Below are 16,411 nucleotides of genomic sequence, written 5' to 3' on the forward strand. Positions count from 1 at the left end.
GTTCCCCAAGAAGAGACGATCCCCCAGGAATCGGAAGAGGGCCGCCCCGGTCGGAGCGGCCCGCTGGTGTCATACGGTTTCCGGCTGATCAAGCCGGAGAACCGTATGCTGTTCGCCGAAAAATCCCTTCCGGATCAAGGATTTTTCGGCGAGATCGTTTCCGGTATCCCGAAGGGATCAACCGGAAACCGTATCAAACCGCCGCGATCACCGCGATCTCGACGAGATAGTCTGGCGTCACCAGCTTCGCTTCCACGGTGGCGCGCGAGGGCGTGTTGCCCTGTGCCACCCACGGCTCCCAGGCCGCGTTCATCTCGGCAAACGTCTTGATGTCGGCGAGATAGATGGTCGCCATCAGGATCCGGGTCTTGTCGGTGCCGGCGGCGGCCAGCAGCCGGTCGATCTGGCCGAGGATCTGCGCCGTCTGCTCGGTCACGCTCTTGCCCTTGGGGTCGTCGGCCACTTGGCCGGCGAGATAGACCGTGCCGCCGTGGACCACGGCCTGGCTCATGCGCGGCCCCATGTCGATGCGGGTGATGCTCATCAGTGTCTCCAATTGAGGGTCAGGGAGTGGGCGGGTAAGCGTGCCGGCAACCGGCAGCGTCGTCGATCTCGCCGTGGCGGCCGTCCTCGGCGAGCCAGGCGACGTAATCGGGGCTCACCGGCACCTTGCCGAAGCCGCCGGGCAGGTCGAGCACGTAGGTGGGCTGGGCGAGGCCGGAGGCGGTCCTGCGCAGCGCGCGCACCAGTTCCCGGCCGGTGGCGAGGCTGGTGCGGTGATGCGCCGTGCCGGGCGCCAGATCGGCATGGTGCAGGTAATAGGGCTTGATGCGGGTCTCGACCAAGGCCCGCATCAGCGCCGCCAGCACGTCGGGATCGTCATTGATGCCGGCGAGCAGCACGCTCTGCGACAGCATCGGAATGCCGGCATCGACCAGCCGAGCGCAGGCGGCGCGCGCCGCCGGGGACAGCTCGCGCGCATGGTTGGCGTGCAGCACGACCCAGGTGGCCTGGTTCGGGCTTTTCAGCGCCGCCACGAAATCGGCGGTGACGCGCTCGGGCGCCACCACCGGCACGCGGGTATGCCAGCGCAGCACCTTGACGTGGGCGATTGCCGCCAGCCGCTCAACCACCTCGGCGGCGCGGCGGGCCGAGACCATGAACGGATCGCCGCCGGTGAACACCACCTCCCATATGTCGGGGTGCCCGGCGATATAGGCGAGTGCGGCGTCCAGCGCCTCCGGCGTCAGGGCGCCCGCCCCAGGCCCGACCATCTCGCGCCGGAAGCAGAACCGGCAATAGACCGGGCAGGCATTGACCAGCTTCAGCAGCACCCGGTCGGGGTGGCGGTGGACGAGGCCGGGGAGCGGGCTGAAGGCGTCATCGCCGATCGGATCGGCGCGCTCGGCCGGGCCGCGGTCGAACTCGCGCGGATCGGGCACGAACTGCCGGGCGATCGGGTCGGCGGGGTCGGCCGCATCGATCAGCGCAGCCACCGCCGGGGTGATCGACACCGCATAGCGCGCCGCGACGCGGGCGATCGCCTCGCGCCGGCCGGGCGGCACGAGGCCCGCGGCAACGAGGTCCTCGGCCGAGGTCAGGGCTTTGGCGGGTTCGCTCATCCGGCTCGTTTACCCGCTTTCCCCGGCGAACACATCGGCCACCGGCGCCCACATCACCTGCTCGATGTGCGGCGCCCCGGTCGCCAGCATCACCAGCCGGTCGAGCCCGAGCGCGATGCCGGCCGCCTCCGGCATGAGCGCCAGCGCGGCGAGGAAATCCTCGTCGATCGGCACGCGCGTGCCGTAGATCCGTTCCTTCTCGGCCATCGCCTCGCGGAAACGCCGGCGCTGCTCGGCCGGGTCGGTCAGCTCGCCGAAGGCGTTGGCGAGCTCCACCCCGCAGACATAGAGCTCGAAGCGCTCGGCAAGGCGCGGGTCGGCCGGCTTGGGCCGGGCCAGCGCCGCCTCGGGCAGCGGATAGTCGACGAGCAGGGTGGCGCGGCCGAAGCCGAGATGCGGCTCGATGCGCTCGGCCATGACGCGGGTGAAGACGTCCGACCATGTGTCGTCGGCGGCGACCCGCACCCCGGCGAGTTCGGCCGCAGCGGCGAGCGCCTCGCGGTTGCCCTCGCTGCCGTCGAGCGTGGCGAGGAGGTCGATGCCGGCGAAATGCGCGAATGCATCAGCAACCGCGAGCCGCTCGGGCGCGGCGAACGGGTCGGCGCTGGCGCCGCGCCAGATGAGACGTTCGGCACCGGCCGCCTGCGCCGCCACCGCCAGCAGCGCCGCGCAGTCCGCCATCAGCGTCTCGTAGCCCTCTCCGGCGCGATACCATTCGAGCATGGTGAACTCGGGATGGTGCAGCGCCGTGCGCTCACGGTTGCGGAACACCCGGGCGAGCGTGAAGAGCCGCGTCTCGCCAGCCGCCAGCAGCTTCTTGCAGGCGAATTCCGGCGAGGTGTGGAGGTGGAGCGGCGCCCGCCGCCCGTCGGTGGCGGCGATCTCGGTGGCGAAGGCGTGCAGGTGCAGCTCGTTGCCGGGCGAGACCTGCAGCGCCGGGGTCTCGACCTCGACGAAATCCTGCCCGGCGAACCACGCCCGGAGCGCAGCGATGATGCGGTTGCGGCCAAGCAGGACCGGCCGGCGATCGGCATGGCGGCGGGGATCCCACCAGCGGGAAGGAGTGGACATTGCGCGCGACCTCGGGCAGATGAAGCCCGGCCCCTATCATATCCAGCCGCGCTGCGCCGCTTTCGAAGCCGCGCCGGTGCGCAGCCCGAGGAATTCCCGTGAGAGTCATCGCCAGTTCCGTCCGCAAGGGCAACATTCTCGAAATCGACGGCAAGCTTTATGCCGTGATCTCCGCCGAGAGCTTCTTTCCCGGCAAGGGCACGCCGACGACCCAGATCGACATGCGCCGGATCAGCGACGGGGTGAAGACCACCCAGCGCTACAAGACCACCGAGCAGGTCGAGCGCGCCCATGTCGAGGATCGTCCCTATACCTTCCTCTACGAGGACGGCGACGGCTTCCACTTTATGAACAAGGAGACCTACGACCAGATCGCGGTCTCCAAGGACGTGATCGGCGACCAGTCGGTCTATCTCCAGCCGGAGATGGAGTGCATGCTGTCGGTGTTCGAGGGCAATGCGGTGGCGATCGACCTGCCCCAGCGCGTGACGTTGGAGGTCGTCGAGACCCAGGCGGTGGTGAAGGGTCAGACCGCGTCCTCGTCCTACAAGCCGGCGATCCTCTCCAACGGCGTCAAGACCCTGGTGCCGCCGCACATCGAAGCCGGCACCCGCATCGTGGTGATGACCGCCGACGGCGCCTACTGCGAGCGCGCCAAGGACTGATACGGTTTCCGGCGGGTGCCGCCGCGCGACGTTTTCCGGCTATCCCGCCCGCACCGGGCGGGATTTGCGGCGCGGCGCCGGGGTCGCCTTGGAAAGGGCCTTCGCGCCGGATTTGGACGGGGACTTGGGCAGCTTCTCGGCGATGCCCATCGCCTGCTCGCGCCGGGTCATCTCCGACCATACGTCCTTCGGGGTGATGCCGGCGTCGGCCCACATCACCACGAGGTTGTACATCAGGTCGGCGCTCTCGCGGATCACCGCCTCGCGGTTCTCCAGCACCGCCTCGAAGCTGACCTCGGCCGCCTCCTCCACCACCTTCTTGGCGATCTTGATGCGCCCGCTGTTGAGCAGCTTGGCCGTGCGCGAACGGCCGTTGCCGCCCGCCTGCGCGGCACGGACGGCCTGGAAGAGGCGATCGATTGAATCGGCCATGCGCGGGCGAATCTGAGCGGACAAGACGAAGCCTGAGAGAACGGTCCGGCCGGCGGGCTGTCAACACGCTTGCGGCCGGCGACAGTCCCTGTCGGGTGATCGCCGGGTGTTGCCACTCCGGGTCTTGCCCTGATGGACCTTGCCACCGCCGCCGGCAGGGTCACATTGATAGAAACCAGCCGGCAGCGACCCGCCGGCTGTCCCGCCTGCCCAACCGGCCTCCCCGATGAACCTGATCCGTCTCTACGGCCGCACCATTTCCGCGCTCGGCCCCGAGCTGCGGCTCGGCATCATTCTCACCGGCGCCAATCTGGCGCTGGCCTGCGCCCAGTTCGCCGAGCCGATCCTCTATGGCCGCATCATCGACACGCTGATCGGCGCCCAGAGCGCCGGCCGGCCGCCGGCCTTCGCCGACATCACGCCGTGGCTTCTGGCCTGGGCCGGCTTCGCGCTGTTCACGGTGGTGGCGGGCGTCCTGATCGCGCTGCATGCCGACCGCCTCGCCCACCGCCGCCGGCTCGGCATCGTCACCACCTATTTCGAGCACGTGCTGCAACTGCCGCTCGCCTATCACGGCGCCACCCATTCCGGCCGGCTGATGAAGGTCATGCTGGAGGGCGCTGACACGCTGTGGAGCCTGTGGCTGTCGTTCTTCCGCGAGACCTTCGCGGCCATGGCCGCGCTTATCGTGATGATGCCGGTGGCGCTGTGGATGAACTGGCGGCTGGCGTCGCTGCTGATCGGGCTGGCGGTGCTGTTCTCGGCCCTCACCTCCTATGTGATGCGCAAGACCGAGGGCATGCAGGCGGTGGTCGAGGATTTTCATTCCGACCTCGCCGAGCGCGCCTCCGACACGCTCGGCAATGTCGCGCTGGTGCAGTCCTTCACCCGCATCGAGGCCGAGGTGCGCGGCCTGCGCGACGTCGCCGCCAACGTGCTGCGCGCCCAGATGCCGGTGCTGTCGTGGTGGGCGGTGGTGTCGGTGGCCACCCGCGCCTCGACCACGCTCACAGTGCTCGCCATCTTCCTGTTCGGCACATGGCTGCATCTGCAGGGGCTGACCTCGATCGGCGAGATCGTCACCTTCGTCAATTTCGCCGGCATGCTGATCGGGCGGCTCGAACAATCGGTGAGCTTCGTCAACCACATGGTGATGGACGCACCGCAGCTTCGGCAGTTCTTCGAGGTGATGGACACCGCTCCCGCGGTGCGCGACCGCCCCGGCGCCCGCGCGCTCGAGAAGCCGAAAGGCGCGGTCGCCTTCCACGACGTGTCGTTCTCCTATGACGGCAAGCGCCCGGCGCTGGCCGACGTCAGCTTCTCGGCCGAGCCCGGCGAGACCGTCGCCCTGGTCGGCTCGACCGGCGCCGGCAAGTCGACGGCGCTCGCTCTGCTCCACCGCGCCTACGACCCGCAGTCGGGCGCCATCACCATCGACGGCATCGACATCCGCGACATCACGCTGGCGTCGCTGCGCCATTCCATCGGCGTGGTGTTCCAGGAGGCGCTGCTGTTCAACCGGACGATCCGCGAGAACCTGCTGGCCGGCAAGGCGGACGCCACCGAGGAGGAAATCCGCATCGCCTGCGAGCGCGCCCAGGCCGCCGAGTTCATCGGCCGCCAGAGCGAGGGCCTCGATTCGATCGCTGGCGAGCGTGGCCGCGCGCTGTCCGGCGGCGAGCGCCAGCGCCTCGCCATCGCCCGCGCGCTGCTGAAGGATCCGCCGATCCTGATCCTCGACGAGGCGACCTCGGCGCTCGATGCCGCCACCGAGCACAAGGTGCAGCTGGCGCTCGATGAGGTGATGCGCGGCCGCACCACCTTCGTCATCGCCCACCGGCTTGCCACGGTGCGCAATGCCGACCGCATCCTGGTGTTCGAGGGCGGGCGCATCGTCGAGGCCGGCAGCTTCGACGAGCTGGTGCGGCTCGGCGGCCGGTTCGCGGCGCTGGCCAAGGCGCAGTTCATGGTGCCGGGTGAGCCGATCGACCTCCGCCCGCCGGTGGAGACTTGATACTGTTTCCGGTTGATCCCTTCGGGATCGAAGGAAACGGATTCCGGCAGACCTCTCGCATCGATCCAGGCAATATCCGTTCACCATGCCGGAGGGTTGCCGCAGCCGGCGCTGCACCCCGGCAAGGCCTTGCGGGTTTGGTCACCATTGCACCGGCACTGTGCCGTTGCGGGACCCCGAACGCGGAAGGATCGGATGACGGCAACCTACACGGCGACCGGCGGGCACGACGGACGGGTCGATTGGGTCGACTACGCCAAGGGTTTTTGCATCGTCTTCGTGGTGATGATGCACGCCACCTATGGCGTCGAGGCCGCGCTCGGCCAGCAGGGCTTCATGCACCCGCTCGTCGAGTTCATGACGCCGTTCCGCATCCCGGACTTCTTCCTGCTGTCGGGCCTGTTCGTCGGGCGGGTGATCGACCGCGACCTGCGGACCTATCTCGACCGCAAGGTGGTGCACTTCGTCTATTTCCTGCTGCTGTGGAGCGCGATCATCTTCCTGGTGAAGGGGCTGCTGTTCGGCGACGCCTCACTGAGGGAGCTGCCGATGGCGCTGGCGATGGCGTTCATCGAGCCGTTCGGCACCTTGTGGTTCATCCACATGCTGCCGATCTTCTTCATCGTCGCCCGCCTCACCCGCCGGCTGCCCATGCCGCTGGTGCTGGGGGTGGCGGCGGTATTGGAGATCGCCCACATCGACACCGGCTATTTTGTGGTCGACCAGTTCTGCGCCCGCATCGTCTATTTCCTCGCCGGCTACTATGCCTGCCGCCAGGTGTTCCAGCTTGCCGCCTGGGCGCAGGGCCATGTCCGCCTCGCTCTGGCCGGGCTCGCGGCCTGGGCGGTGATGGAGGCATTGGCCGTCCATTTCGGCATCTCGGCGCTGCCGGTGGTGTCGCTCGTGCTCGGCATGGCCGGGGCGATGGCGGTGGTCGCGGCCTCGGCGTTGATGGCCGGGCGCGACGTGTTCGCACCCTTGCGCTATTGCGGCCGCAACACGCTGGTCATCTATCTCGCCTTCTTCCTGTTCATGGCCACCAGTCGCGTGGCGCTGATCAAGCTCGGCCTCGTCACCGATGCCGGCTGGCTGTCGGTCATCGTCACGCTGATCGCCGTCACCGGACCGCTGCTGCTGCACCTGGCGGTGAAGAACACCCCGGCGCGCTATCTGTTCGTGCGGCCGGAGGCGTTCAAGCTGGTGCCGGGCCGGCCGAAGCTGCAGCCGGCGGAATAGGGCAGCGCTCCGGGACTGGCCAGGAGCGTCTCGGGGTCTATGATCCGGCACCAAGAGTGAGATCCGGATCGTCTGATGAGCGACGCCCCTGCCCTGAAGCCCGGCGACCATGTCTTTCTGGTCGACGGGTCTTCCTTCGTCTTTCGCGCCTATTTCCAGTCGATGAACCAGGACCGCAAATACAATGCGCGGTCCGACGGTCTGCCGACCGGCGCGGTGCGGCTGTTCTGCACCAAGATTTTCCAGTTCGTGAAGGACGGCGCCCTGGGGGTGAAGCCGACCCACCTCGCCATCATCTTCGACAGGTCGGAGAAGACCTTCCGGACCGAGATCTATCCCGACTACAAGGCCCACCGGCCCGATCCGCCGACCGAGCTGGTGCCGCAGTTCCCGCTGATGCGCAAGGCGGTGACGGCGTTCGGGCTGGAGCCGATCGAGCTGGAGGGCTTCGAGGCCGACGACCTCATCGCCGCCTATGCCCGCGAGGCCACGGCGGCCGGCGCCAAGGTGCTGATCGTGTCCTCCGACAAGGATCTGATGCAGCTGGTCGACGGCTCGGTCGCCTTCTACGATCCCGAATCGGGCATCAAAGGCAAGCCGGGCTACCGGCCCGAGCGCCTCTTGCACGCCGCCGAGGTCGCCGAGCGCTGGGAGGGCACGCCGCCCGGAAAGATCCCCGACGTGCAGGCGCTGGCCGGCGATTCCACCGACAATGTGCCGGGCGCGCCGGGCATCGGCATCAAGACCGCGGCCCAGCTCATCGCCGAATATGGCGATCTCGACACGCTGCTGGCGCGCGCCCACGAGATCAAGCAGCCCAAGCGCCGGGCCACCCTGACCGACCCCGAGATCATCGAGAAGATTCGTATCTCCAAGCGGCTGGTGACGCTGGACGTCAACGCGCCGCTGCCGGTGCCGATCGAGCGCCTGCGGCTGGTCGCGCCCGAACCCAAACCGCTGATCGGCTTCTTCAAGGCGCTCGACCTGACCACGCTGACCAAGCGGGCCGGCGAGATCTATGAGGTCGACCCCAGCGAGATCGAACCGGACCCCGACCTCGCGCCGGGCGGGCCGACCTCCGACCGGCTGCTGGCGCTGCTCGGCGCCGGACCGGCGACCGGGGAGGATACCGGCGAGACGGCGGGAAGCGTCCCGGCCGCGAGATCCGCGGCACGGGCCGCGCCGGCACGCCCGCCCGAGATCGCCGCGGCGCTCACCCCGGCGGCGCTGGCCAAGGCGCGCGCCGCCGCCATCCGCGCGGTGCCGTTTGAGCCGTCCCGCCATGAGACGGTGGCCGACCTTGCCGCGCTCGATGCCTGGATCGCCCGAATTCGCGATGCCGGGGCGGTGGCGCTGGCCGCGGCGCTGTCCGCCGCCGACCCGATGCGGGCCGAGTTGGTCGGGCTGGCGCTGGCGGTCGAGCCCGGGCGGGCGGCCTATGTGCCGCTCGGCCACGTCTCCGGCGAGGGTCTGTTCGGCGATGGCCGCACCGCCGGCCAGATCGAGCCCAAAGCTCTGCTCGACCGGCTCGGGCCGGTGCTGGCGGACGCGTCGGTGCGCAAGATCGGCCACGACATCAAGGGGCTGTGCGTGGTGCTGGAGCGCGCCGGCATCGAGTGCGCCGCGGTCGAGGACGTGATGACGGTGTCCTACGTGCTCGACGCCGGCCGCGCCGCGCACGACCTCGCATCGCTCGCCGGCCACTGGCTCGGCTTCGAGCCGAAGAGCCGCCAGGAGGTCACCGGCACCGGCAAGGCGGCGGTGGCGCTGGAGCGCGCGGCCATCGACGACGCGAAAGCCTACGCCGCGGGCAGCGCCGATGCGGCGCTCCGGCTGTGGCGGGTGCTGGAGCCGCGCCTCGTCGCCGAGGGCATGAGCCGGGTTTATGCCCGGCTGGAGCGGCCGCTGCTGCCGGTGCTGGCGCGCATGGAGACGCGCGGCATCGCCATCGACCGGCAGGTGCTGTCGCGGCTGTCCGGCGAGTTCGCCCAGAAGGCGGCGGCGCTGGAGGCCGAGATCCACCGGCTGGCCGGCGAGAGCTTCAATGTCGGCTCGCCCAAGCAGATCGGCGACATCCTGTTCGGCAAGATGGGCCTGCCCGGCGCCACCAGGACGCCGACCGGGGCGTGGTCGACCAAGGCCACCATTCTCGACGACCTCGCCGAGCAGGGATACGAGCTGCCGGCGCGCATCCTCGACTGGCGCCAGCTCACCAAGCTGAAATCAACCTACACCGACGCGCTGCCGGCCTACGTCAATCCGGCGACCAGGCGCGTGCACACCTCGTTTGCGCTCGCCGCCACCACCACCGGCCGGCTGTCGTCGTCCGAGCCCAATCTGCAGAACATTCCGGTGCGCACCGAGGACGGCCGCAAGATCCGCAAGGCCTTCGTCGCCGCCGAGGGCTGCCGACTGGTGTCGGCCGACTATTCGCAGATCGAGCTGCGCCTGCTCGCCCACGTCGCCGACATCCCCCAGCTGATCCAGGCCTTCGCCGACGGCATCGATATTCACGCCTTGACCGCGTCGGAGATGTTCGGCGTGCCGGTAGCCGGCATGCCGCCGGAGGTGCGCAGGCGCGCCAAGGCGATCAATTTCGGCATCATCTACGGCATCTCGGCGTTCGGCCTCGCCAACCAGCTCGGCATCGGCCGCGAGGAGGCCGGCGCCTATATCCGCAGGTATTTCGAGCGCTTCCCCGGCATCCGCGACTATATGGAGGCGACCAAGGCGTTCTGCCGCGCCCACGGCTACGTCGCCACGCTGTTCGGCCGGCGCGCGCACTATCCCGACATCAAGGCGTCGAACGCCTCTGTGCGGGCGTTCAACGAGCGCGCCGCCATCAACGCGCCGCTGCAGGGCTCGGCCGCCGACATCATCCGCCGGGCGATGATCCGCATCGAGCCGGCGCTGGCCGAGGCGAAACTGTCGTCGAAAATGCTGCTGCAGGTGCACGACGAACTGGTGTTCGAGGTGCCGGTGGCCGAGGTTGAGCGGATGATCCCGGTCGTCTGCCGAGTGATGACGGACGCGGCGCTGCCGGCGGTGGCGCTGAAGGTGCCGCTCAAGGTCGATGCCCGCGCCGCCGCCAATTGGGACGAGGCGCATTGACGCGGTTTCCGGCGGATCGCCCGGAAGCCCTATGAATCGCACGTCCGCGCCCGCCGGCCCGAGTTGACAGCGGATGCGCGGATGGCGGAGCTTGCGGTTCGATCGTGTCCGGGCGGGCGAGCCCGCTTCGTGCGACGTGACAGACCAAGGACAGTTGCCCCCATGCATGGCGGTTCCGGCACGTTCGTGCCGCACGTGATCTTCGGCCTCGATCCGCTCTGGGTCTCGACCGCCGTTCTCGCCACCACCTACGCACTGATCATCAGCGAGAAGGTCAACCGCTCCATCGTCGCGCTGCTCGGCGCCGGCCTGATGATCGTGGTCGGCATCCTCGATCAGGCCGAGGCGGTGCGCGGCATCGACTTCAACACCATCGGCCTGCTGACCGGCATGATGATCCTGGTGTCGATCTCGCGCCGCTCCGGCATGTTCCAGTATGTCGCGGTGTGGGCGGCAAAGAAGGCCCACGCCAGCCCGTGGGGCATCCTGCTGCTGTTGCAGGTGGTCACGGCCGTGCTGTCGGCGCTGCTCGACAACGTCACCACCGTGCTGCTGATCGTGCCGGTGACGCTCGCCGTCACCCGCGAATTGAAGGTGCCGGCCTATCCGTTCCTGTTCGCCGAGATCTTCGCCTCGAACATCGGTGGCACCGCGACGCTGATCGGCGACCCGCCCAACATCCTGATCGGCTCGCTGGTCGGGCTCGACTTCAACGCCTTCATCTATCACCTCGCGCCGGTGGCGGCCGTGGTGCTCATGGTGCAGGTGGTGATGATCCATCTCCTGTGGGGGCGTTCGCTCGCCGCCGCGCCGGCCGATCGCGCCCACGTCATGGCGATGCGCGAGATCGAGACCATCGAGGACTGGACGCTGCTGAAGCAGTCGCTCGGGGTTCTCGCCCTCACCATCCTCGGCTTCGTCTCCGCCCGCTTCATCGACATGGAGCCAGCCTCGATCGCGCTGGGCGGCGCCGCCATATTGATGCTGCTCGACAATTGGCACCACCACGGCGAGAAGGCGGCGACCAACATCCACAAGACGTTCTCCGACGTCGAGTGGATCACCATCTTCTTCTTTCTCGGCCTGTTCGTGGTGGTGCACGGCGTCGAGGTCGGCGGCCTGCTCGGCCTGCTCGGTCATGAGCTGGTGGCGCTCACCGGCGGGGATCTGGCGCTGACCGGCTATGCCATCCTGTGGACCTCGGCGGTGCTGTCGGCGATCATCGACAACATCCCGTTCGTCGCCACCATGATTCCGCTGGTCAAGACCATGGCCCCGGCCTTCGGCGGGCCCGAGCACATCGAGCCCCTGTGGTGGTGCCTGTCGCTCGGGGCGTGCCTGGGCGGCAATGGCACGCTGATCGGCGCCTCGGCCAATCTCACCGTCGCCGGCATCGGCGAGCGCAACGGCGTGCCGTTCCGGTTTGTCACCTTCACGCTCTACGCCTTCCCGATGATGCTGGTATCGATCGCCATCGCCCACCTCTATGTGTGGCTGCGGTATTTTTGACACGCTTGACGCGCGGCCGCGGGGGCCGGCGCGTCTTGGGCTTGCCTCCGCCACCCGAAGCGGCAAGTCTTGAGAAGACGGAGGTTCCCCCCGATGGACGCGCTCTTTATCGGCCACACCTATATTGACGTCACCCTGCTGTCGAAGGTGATCCCGACCGGCGACCAGAAGGAGGTGGCGGACGACTACGCCGTCTCGTTCGGGGGCAATGCGGTCACCGCCGCCTTCTGCTGCTCGCGGCTCGGCATTCCCGCCGACCTGCTGTGCACGCTGTCGGACGACTGGCTCGGCCACATGTTCCTGGACATGGCCCACAAGTACGGCGTCACCGTCCATGGCCGCCGGGTCCAGCACGGCTCGCTGTCCTTCGTCATCCCGAAGGAAGGCAAGCGCGCCATCCTGCGCGCCCGCGACGACGTCTATCTCGAGCGCTTCCCGGCCCTGAAGCTCGACGGCTGCCGGGTGCTCCATCTCGACGGGCACCAGTCCGACGCGGCGCTGCACTACGCCAAGGTGTGCCGCAAGCTCGGCATCCCCACCTCGCTCGACGGCGGCAATCTGCGCCCGAACCTGGAGGAACTGATCGGCTATATCGACATCGCGGTGGTCGCCGAGGCGCTGTGCGCCCAGATGAACATGAACCCCGAGGAGATGCTGGCCTACCTCAAGCGCCGCGGCGTCAAGATCGCCGGCGTCACCATGGGCGAGCGCGGCATGCTCTGGTTCGACGAGGCGGGGAAGGTCCAGACCCTGCCGGCGCTGCAGGTACCGATGGACAAGGTGATCGACACCTCCGGCGCCGGCGACATCTTTCACGGCACCTATGTCTATTCGTTCCTCGCCTATCCCGGCGCGCGCTGGGAGGAGCACTTCATCCGCGCCCGCGCCGCCTCGGCCAATGCGGTGCAGCGGCTCGGCAATGAATCGAAGCTGCCGACCGAGGCCGACATCATGCACATGCGCGCGCTCTACGAGGACGACGCGGCCCCGCTCGCCCCCGCCGCCCAGTGAGGCGGCGTCAGGGCGGTCCGGCTGCCAGCGGTCCCTCTGTCGCCAGGGCTACGGCATTCACGGATCTGATTCTGTGCCGAGCCATCAATGGCTTAATGGACAGGCTGCGGATGTCTCATCGAGAACGCGGTGGATCGGCAGTTACCGGGGGCCGCAGGATTGAACTCGTCATGCCCGCGCTTGCAGCCAAGCTTGCGCAGGCTGCATGAATTTGCCTGCGCGGGCATCCACGTCTTGAAAACCTATTTGAAAACAAAGACGTGGATGGCCGGGACAAGCCCGGCCATGACGACGGCGGGCTTGTGCCAGACGCCGCAGGCGCAAGTCACGCCGAAAGAGATCGCGTTTCGGCTCGATCTCTCTCGGCCCAGGCGATTCAGATCCGTGAATCCCGTAGGTCACCAGGGCGGGGCCTAATCGATGCTCTCGTTGGGGTAGACGCCCCACAGCCGGTCCTGCTGCACCCAGCCGTCGAACCCCTGGCCGCTGATGCGGCACCAGCCGGCGCGACAGGCGCGCACATTGCCCAGCACCCCCGGCTCCAGGCGGGCGGCGATTCGCGCCTCCGCCGAGCGGTCGGCCCGCAGGGTCACCGTCTCCTTGGACACCCACGGCGCCACCATCGCCGTGCGGCGGCCCGACAGCAGCGAGTGGTAGACCCAGCCCTCCTGGCCGTCGACGTCGCGGATCCGGCGCCACGTCTCGAACTCGGCGACGATCTCCACCGGCAGATGCGACCGGGTGAACACCCAGGTCACGTCATGGTCGCGCGACGGCCCGCCGCGGACATTCACGCGGTCGGTCTTGAGGCTGACGAAGCGCGGGACGGGCAGACCGGAATAGGTGCCAAGGTTGGTTTCCGCAGCCGGCCGGGCCGGCGCCGACGCCTTGGTCGCGACCATGCCGGCCGCAGCGGCAGCCAGCGCTCCGATCAGCACCACAACCAGCCAGCGCATCGATGGACACCCCCCTTTGCGTGCGGCGGGCGCCCCCGCTCCGTCCTGCCACCGAAAACGCCCTTCGGACAGGCACTTCGGCGAGGTCGTTGCCGGGATCGGACCCCGAGGGTTTCGTCCGGAAACCGTGGCGGGCCCCGGACCCGGATGGCACCGGTTCGGCAAGCTGCCTTGAGTTTCCGAACCCGTCTGCTAGGAAGGGTCTGCCGCCGCCGACGGCGACAGTCGGCTCGGCCGGTTAATTTTGCCTTAATGGGCTCCGGAAGATCCCCGATGCCGGCCAAGAAAAAACCTCTGGTTATCGTAACGCGAACCCTGCCGGCGGTCATCGAGACCCGCCTGCGCGAGCTGTTCGACGCCCGCCTGAACGAGGACGACCACCCGATGACGCCGGCCGAGTTGGCCGAGGCGGTGCGGGAGGCCGACGTCCTGGTGCCGACGGTCACCGACCGGATTGATTCGGCGGTGCTGTCCCATGCCGGGCCGAACCTGAAGCTGATCGCCAGCTTCGGCACCGGCGTCGACCATATCGACGTGCAGGTGGCGATGTCGCGCGGCATCACCGTCACCAACACCCCCGGCGTCCTCACCGACGACACCGCCGACATGACGATGGCGCTGATCCTCGCCGTGCCGCGGCGCCTCGCCGAAGGGTTCGAGGTGCTGAAGCAGGGCGAATGGGCCGGCTGGTCGCCGACCTGGATGCTCGGCCGCCGCATCACCGGCAAACGGCTCGGCATCCTCGGCATGGGCCGCATCGGCCAGGCGGTGGCGCGCCGCGCCCGCGCCTTCGGCATGCAGATCCACTACCACGACCGCCGCCGGCTGCCGGCGACGATCGAGGAGGCGCTGGAGGCCACCTACTGGGAGAGCCTCGACCAGATGCTGGCGCGGGTCGACATCGTGTCGGTCAACTGTCCGCACACGCCCGCCACCTATCACCTGCTGTCGGCGCGGCGGCTGAAGCTGCTGAAGAAGGACGCCTACATCGTCAACACCGCGCGCGGCGAGGTGATCGACGAGGCGGCGCTGATCCGCATGATCGAGGCCGGCGATCTGGCCGGCGCCGCGCTCGACGTGTTCGAGAACGAGCCCGAGGTGAACCCCCGGCTGATCAAGCTGGCGCGCGCCGGCCGAATCGTCATCCTACCGCACATGGGATCGGCGACGCTGGAAGGCCGCCTCGACATGGGCGAGAAGGTGATCGTCAACATCAAGAGCTTCATCGACGGCCACCGCCCGCCCGACCGCGTGCTGCTGAGCATGCTGTGAGGCGGTCTCCGGCCTGACCGGGCTGGTTTTCCGCATGTCGGTCGCCGGAAATTCCCGTTCCGACCCCAGATTTTCGGGGGGAATGTCCGGCACCGCGCCAGATCGAGCGGGAGGCCCGATGAAGAAGACGCTTGCCGACATCCCGCCGCGCACCGGCACCATCTACCCGCCGCCGTTCGACCGGGTGACGGCGGGGCGGGCGAAGTTCGCGCTGGGCGACGCCTTCGGCCTCTCCCAGTTCGGCGTCAATCTCACCGAGCTTGCGCCCGGCGCCGCCTCGGCGCTGCGCCATTGGCACTCGGACGAGGACGAGTTCGTCTATGTGCTCGACGGCGAGCTGGTCCTGATCGACGAGACAGGGGAAGAGGTGCTGCGGCCGGGCGACTTCGTCGGCTTCAAGGCCGGGGTCGCCAACGGGCACCACTTCGTCAACCGGTCGGACCGGCCCGCGCGCTATCTCGAGGTCGGCACCCGGGCAACCGAGCGCGACCACGTCAGCTATCCCGACGACGACTTCGCGATTCATCCGGTGGACGGCAAGCGCGTCCTGTTCCGCAAGGACGGCTCGCGCTGCTGAGACGTTTCCGGCTGATCCCTTCGGGATACCGGAAACAGTCTTGCCGAAAACCCCTTGTTCGATAATGGGATTTTCGGCGAACAGCATACGGTTCTTCGGCTTGATCAGCCGGAAACCGCATCAGAAGCGGTAGTTGAGGCCGACACGCAGCAGATCCACGCCGCTCTTGTAGGTGGAGGGCTCGGAGCCGGCGCCGACATCGCGGAAGCTGCCGAAATCCAGCCGCAGATATTCGACGCGCGCCGACAGATTGCCGGCCAGCGCCGTCTCGGCGCCGCCGCCCGCCACCCAGCCGGTGCGCGCCACCGCCATCACGTCGCCGGCCGCGGCCGTGCTCTGGTCGAGTGCGAGGCCGCCGGTGCCGTAGAACAGGATGCCGCCGAGGTCCTGGCCGGCGCGGCCGCGCAGCGAACTCCAGCCGCCGCCGAACTCGCTGCGATAGGTCTGGCCGTCCCAGATGCTGCGGACGGCCTCGGGAGTCGCGTTCGTGGTGTCGAGGCTGGTGTCGCCCTCGACGCCGACCATCAGCCCGCCGAACTGGAGATCGTAGCCGGCGCGGCTGCTGCCCTGGAACGCCCAGCCGGTGGCACGGCCGGTGATCGCCGGCTCGTCCTGGTTTTCCGGCACCGCCTGACCCGTCTGGGTTGCTTGGCTGGTTCGGCTTGATTGGGTGGCTTGCGCTGTCTGGACTCGCTCGTCCGCCGGGCGTTGCTGCAGCCCGGCCGCCTGCCCGACATCCGCGGCTGCGGCCAGCAGAACGGCCGCAGAAAGACTTGTTTTCAGAAGGCGTGTCTTCAGAAGACGTGTCTTAAAAAAACTCGGCCTCGAAAGGCTTGATTTCACAAGGCTTGGTCTGACCATGTCGGCTTCCCCCTGCCTCGCCTGACGCATACCCAAGCGCACTCCGCCCGCCCGGCATACCCGTGGGCGGAGCC

General features: G+C 68.5%; 14 protein-coding genes. 8 read left to right on the forward strand and 6 right to left on the reverse strand.

The genetic code is table 11. The annotated features are described in order from the left end of the window. Nucleotides 1-193 precede the first annotated feature (193 nt). The 3 genes from BLTE_RS15645 to epmA are packed head-to-tail and all read right to left on the reverse strand — an operon-like array spanning nt 194 to nt 2,693. Complete coding sequence (locus BLTE_RS15645) at nt 194-544, reverse strand: RidA family protein (protein WP_126401561.1); 351 nt, start codon at nt 542-544, stop codon at nt 194-196. Nucleotides 545-563: 19 nt separating this feature from the next. Beyond that, nucleotides 564-1,622 (reverse strand): lysine-2,3-aminomutase-like protein, encoded by a 1,059-nt coding sequence (locus BLTE_RS15650; RefSeq protein WP_126401562.1) that lies wholly within the window; start codon nt 1,620-1,622, stop codon nt 564-566. A 9-nt stretch (nt 1,623-1,631) separates the two neighbouring features. Next, a complete protein-coding gene (gene epmA / locus BLTE_RS15655; protein WP_126401563.1) occupies nt 1,632-2,693 on the reverse strand; it encodes an EF-P lysine aminoacylase EpmA in 1,062 nt (353 codons plus the stop codon). Between the two features lie 98 nt (nt 2,694-2,791). Here epmA and efp point away from each other — a divergent pair, with 98 nt between their 5' ends. Next, on the forward strand, nt 2,792-3,358 hold the full coding sequence (efp, locus tag BLTE_RS15660) for an elongation factor P (protein ID WP_126401564.1): 567 nt from the start codon (nt 2,792-2,794) through the stop codon (nt 3,356-3,358). Between the two features lie 39 nt (nt 3,359-3,397). Here efp and hisE read toward each other — a convergent pair whose 3' ends face one another. Then, entirely contained in the window at nt 3,398-3,790 is a 393-nt protein-coding gene (gene hisE / locus BLTE_RS15665) for a phosphoribosyl-ATP diphosphatase (protein WP_126401565.1), read from the reverse strand. Nucleotides 3,791-4,016: 226 nt separating this feature from the next. On the opposite strand from hisE, the gene BLTE_RS15670 reads away from it, so the two are divergent. The 5 genes from BLTE_RS15670 (at nt 4,017) to BLTE_RS15690 (ending at nt 12,671) form a co-directional block, all read left to right on the forward strand. Continuing rightward, nucleotides 4,017-5,804 carry a glucan ABC transporter ATP-binding protein/ permease gene (locus BLTE_RS15670; protein WP_126401566.1) on the forward strand — a complete coding sequence of 596 codons (1,788 nt, stop codon included), beginning with the start codon at nt 4,017-4,019 and terminating at the stop codon, nt 5,802-5,804. 195 nt (nt 5,805-5,999) lie between these two features. Continuing rightward, nucleotides 6,000-7,040: an acyltransferase family protein gene (locus BLTE_RS15675; RefSeq protein ID WP_126401567.1), complete on the forward strand. Its 1,041-nt coding sequence runs from the start codon at nt 6,000-6,002 to the stop codon at nt 7,038-7,040. 75 nt (nt 7,041-7,115) lie between these two features. Further along, nucleotides 7,116-10,151: a DNA polymerase I gene (gene polA, locus BLTE_RS15680; protein ID WP_126401568.1), complete on the forward strand. Its 3,036-nt coding sequence runs from the start codon at nt 7,116-7,118 to the stop codon at nt 10,149-10,151. A gap of 162 nt (nt 10,152-10,313) precedes the next feature. After that, nucleotides 10,314-11,660 (forward strand): ArsB/NhaD family transporter, encoded by a 1,347-nt coding sequence (locus tag BLTE_RS15685; protein ID WP_126401569.1) that lies wholly within the window; start codon nt 10,314-10,316, stop codon nt 11,658-11,660. 93 nt (nt 11,661-11,753) lie between these two features. Next, entirely contained in the window at nt 11,754-12,671 is a 918-nt protein-coding gene (locus BLTE_RS15690) for a sugar kinase (protein WP_126401570.1), read from the forward strand. A 413-nt stretch (nt 12,672-13,084) separates the two neighbouring features. Here BLTE_RS15690 and BLTE_RS15695 read toward each other — a convergent pair whose 3' ends face one another. Continuing rightward, nucleotides 13,085-13,627 carry an SH3 domain-containing protein gene (locus tag BLTE_RS15695; RefSeq protein WP_126401571.1) on the reverse strand — a complete coding sequence of 181 codons (543 nt, stop codon included), beginning with the start codon at nt 13,625-13,627 and terminating at the stop codon, nt 13,085-13,087. A 273-nt stretch (nt 13,628-13,900) separates the two neighbouring features. Here BLTE_RS15695 and BLTE_RS15700 point away from each other — a divergent pair, with 273 nt between their 5' ends. Further along, complete coding sequence (locus BLTE_RS15700; RefSeq protein WP_126401572.1) at nt 13,901-14,899, forward strand: 2-hydroxyacid dehydrogenase; 999 nt, start codon at nt 13,901-13,903, stop codon at nt 14,897-14,899. Nucleotides 14,900-15,017: 118 nt separating this feature from the next. Beyond that, entirely contained in the window at nt 15,018-15,476 is a 459-nt protein-coding gene (locus BLTE_RS15705) for a cupin domain-containing protein (RefSeq protein ID WP_126401573.1), read from the forward strand. A 120-nt stretch (nt 15,477-15,596) separates the two neighbouring features. Here BLTE_RS15705 and BLTE_RS15710 read toward each other — a convergent pair whose 3' ends face one another. Further along, on the reverse strand, nt 15,597-16,367 hold the full coding sequence (locus BLTE_RS15710) for an outer membrane protein (protein WP_126401574.1): 771 nt from the start codon (nt 16,365-16,367) through the stop codon (nt 15,597-15,599). Between the last annotated feature and the right edge of the window lie 44 nt (nt 16,368-16,411).

The sequence above is a fragment of the Blastochloris tepida genome (genome assembly GCF_003966715.1).
GTDB classification, from domain to species: domain Bacteria; phylum Pseudomonadota; class Alphaproteobacteria; order Rhizobiales; family Xanthobacteraceae; genus Blastochloris; species Blastochloris tepida.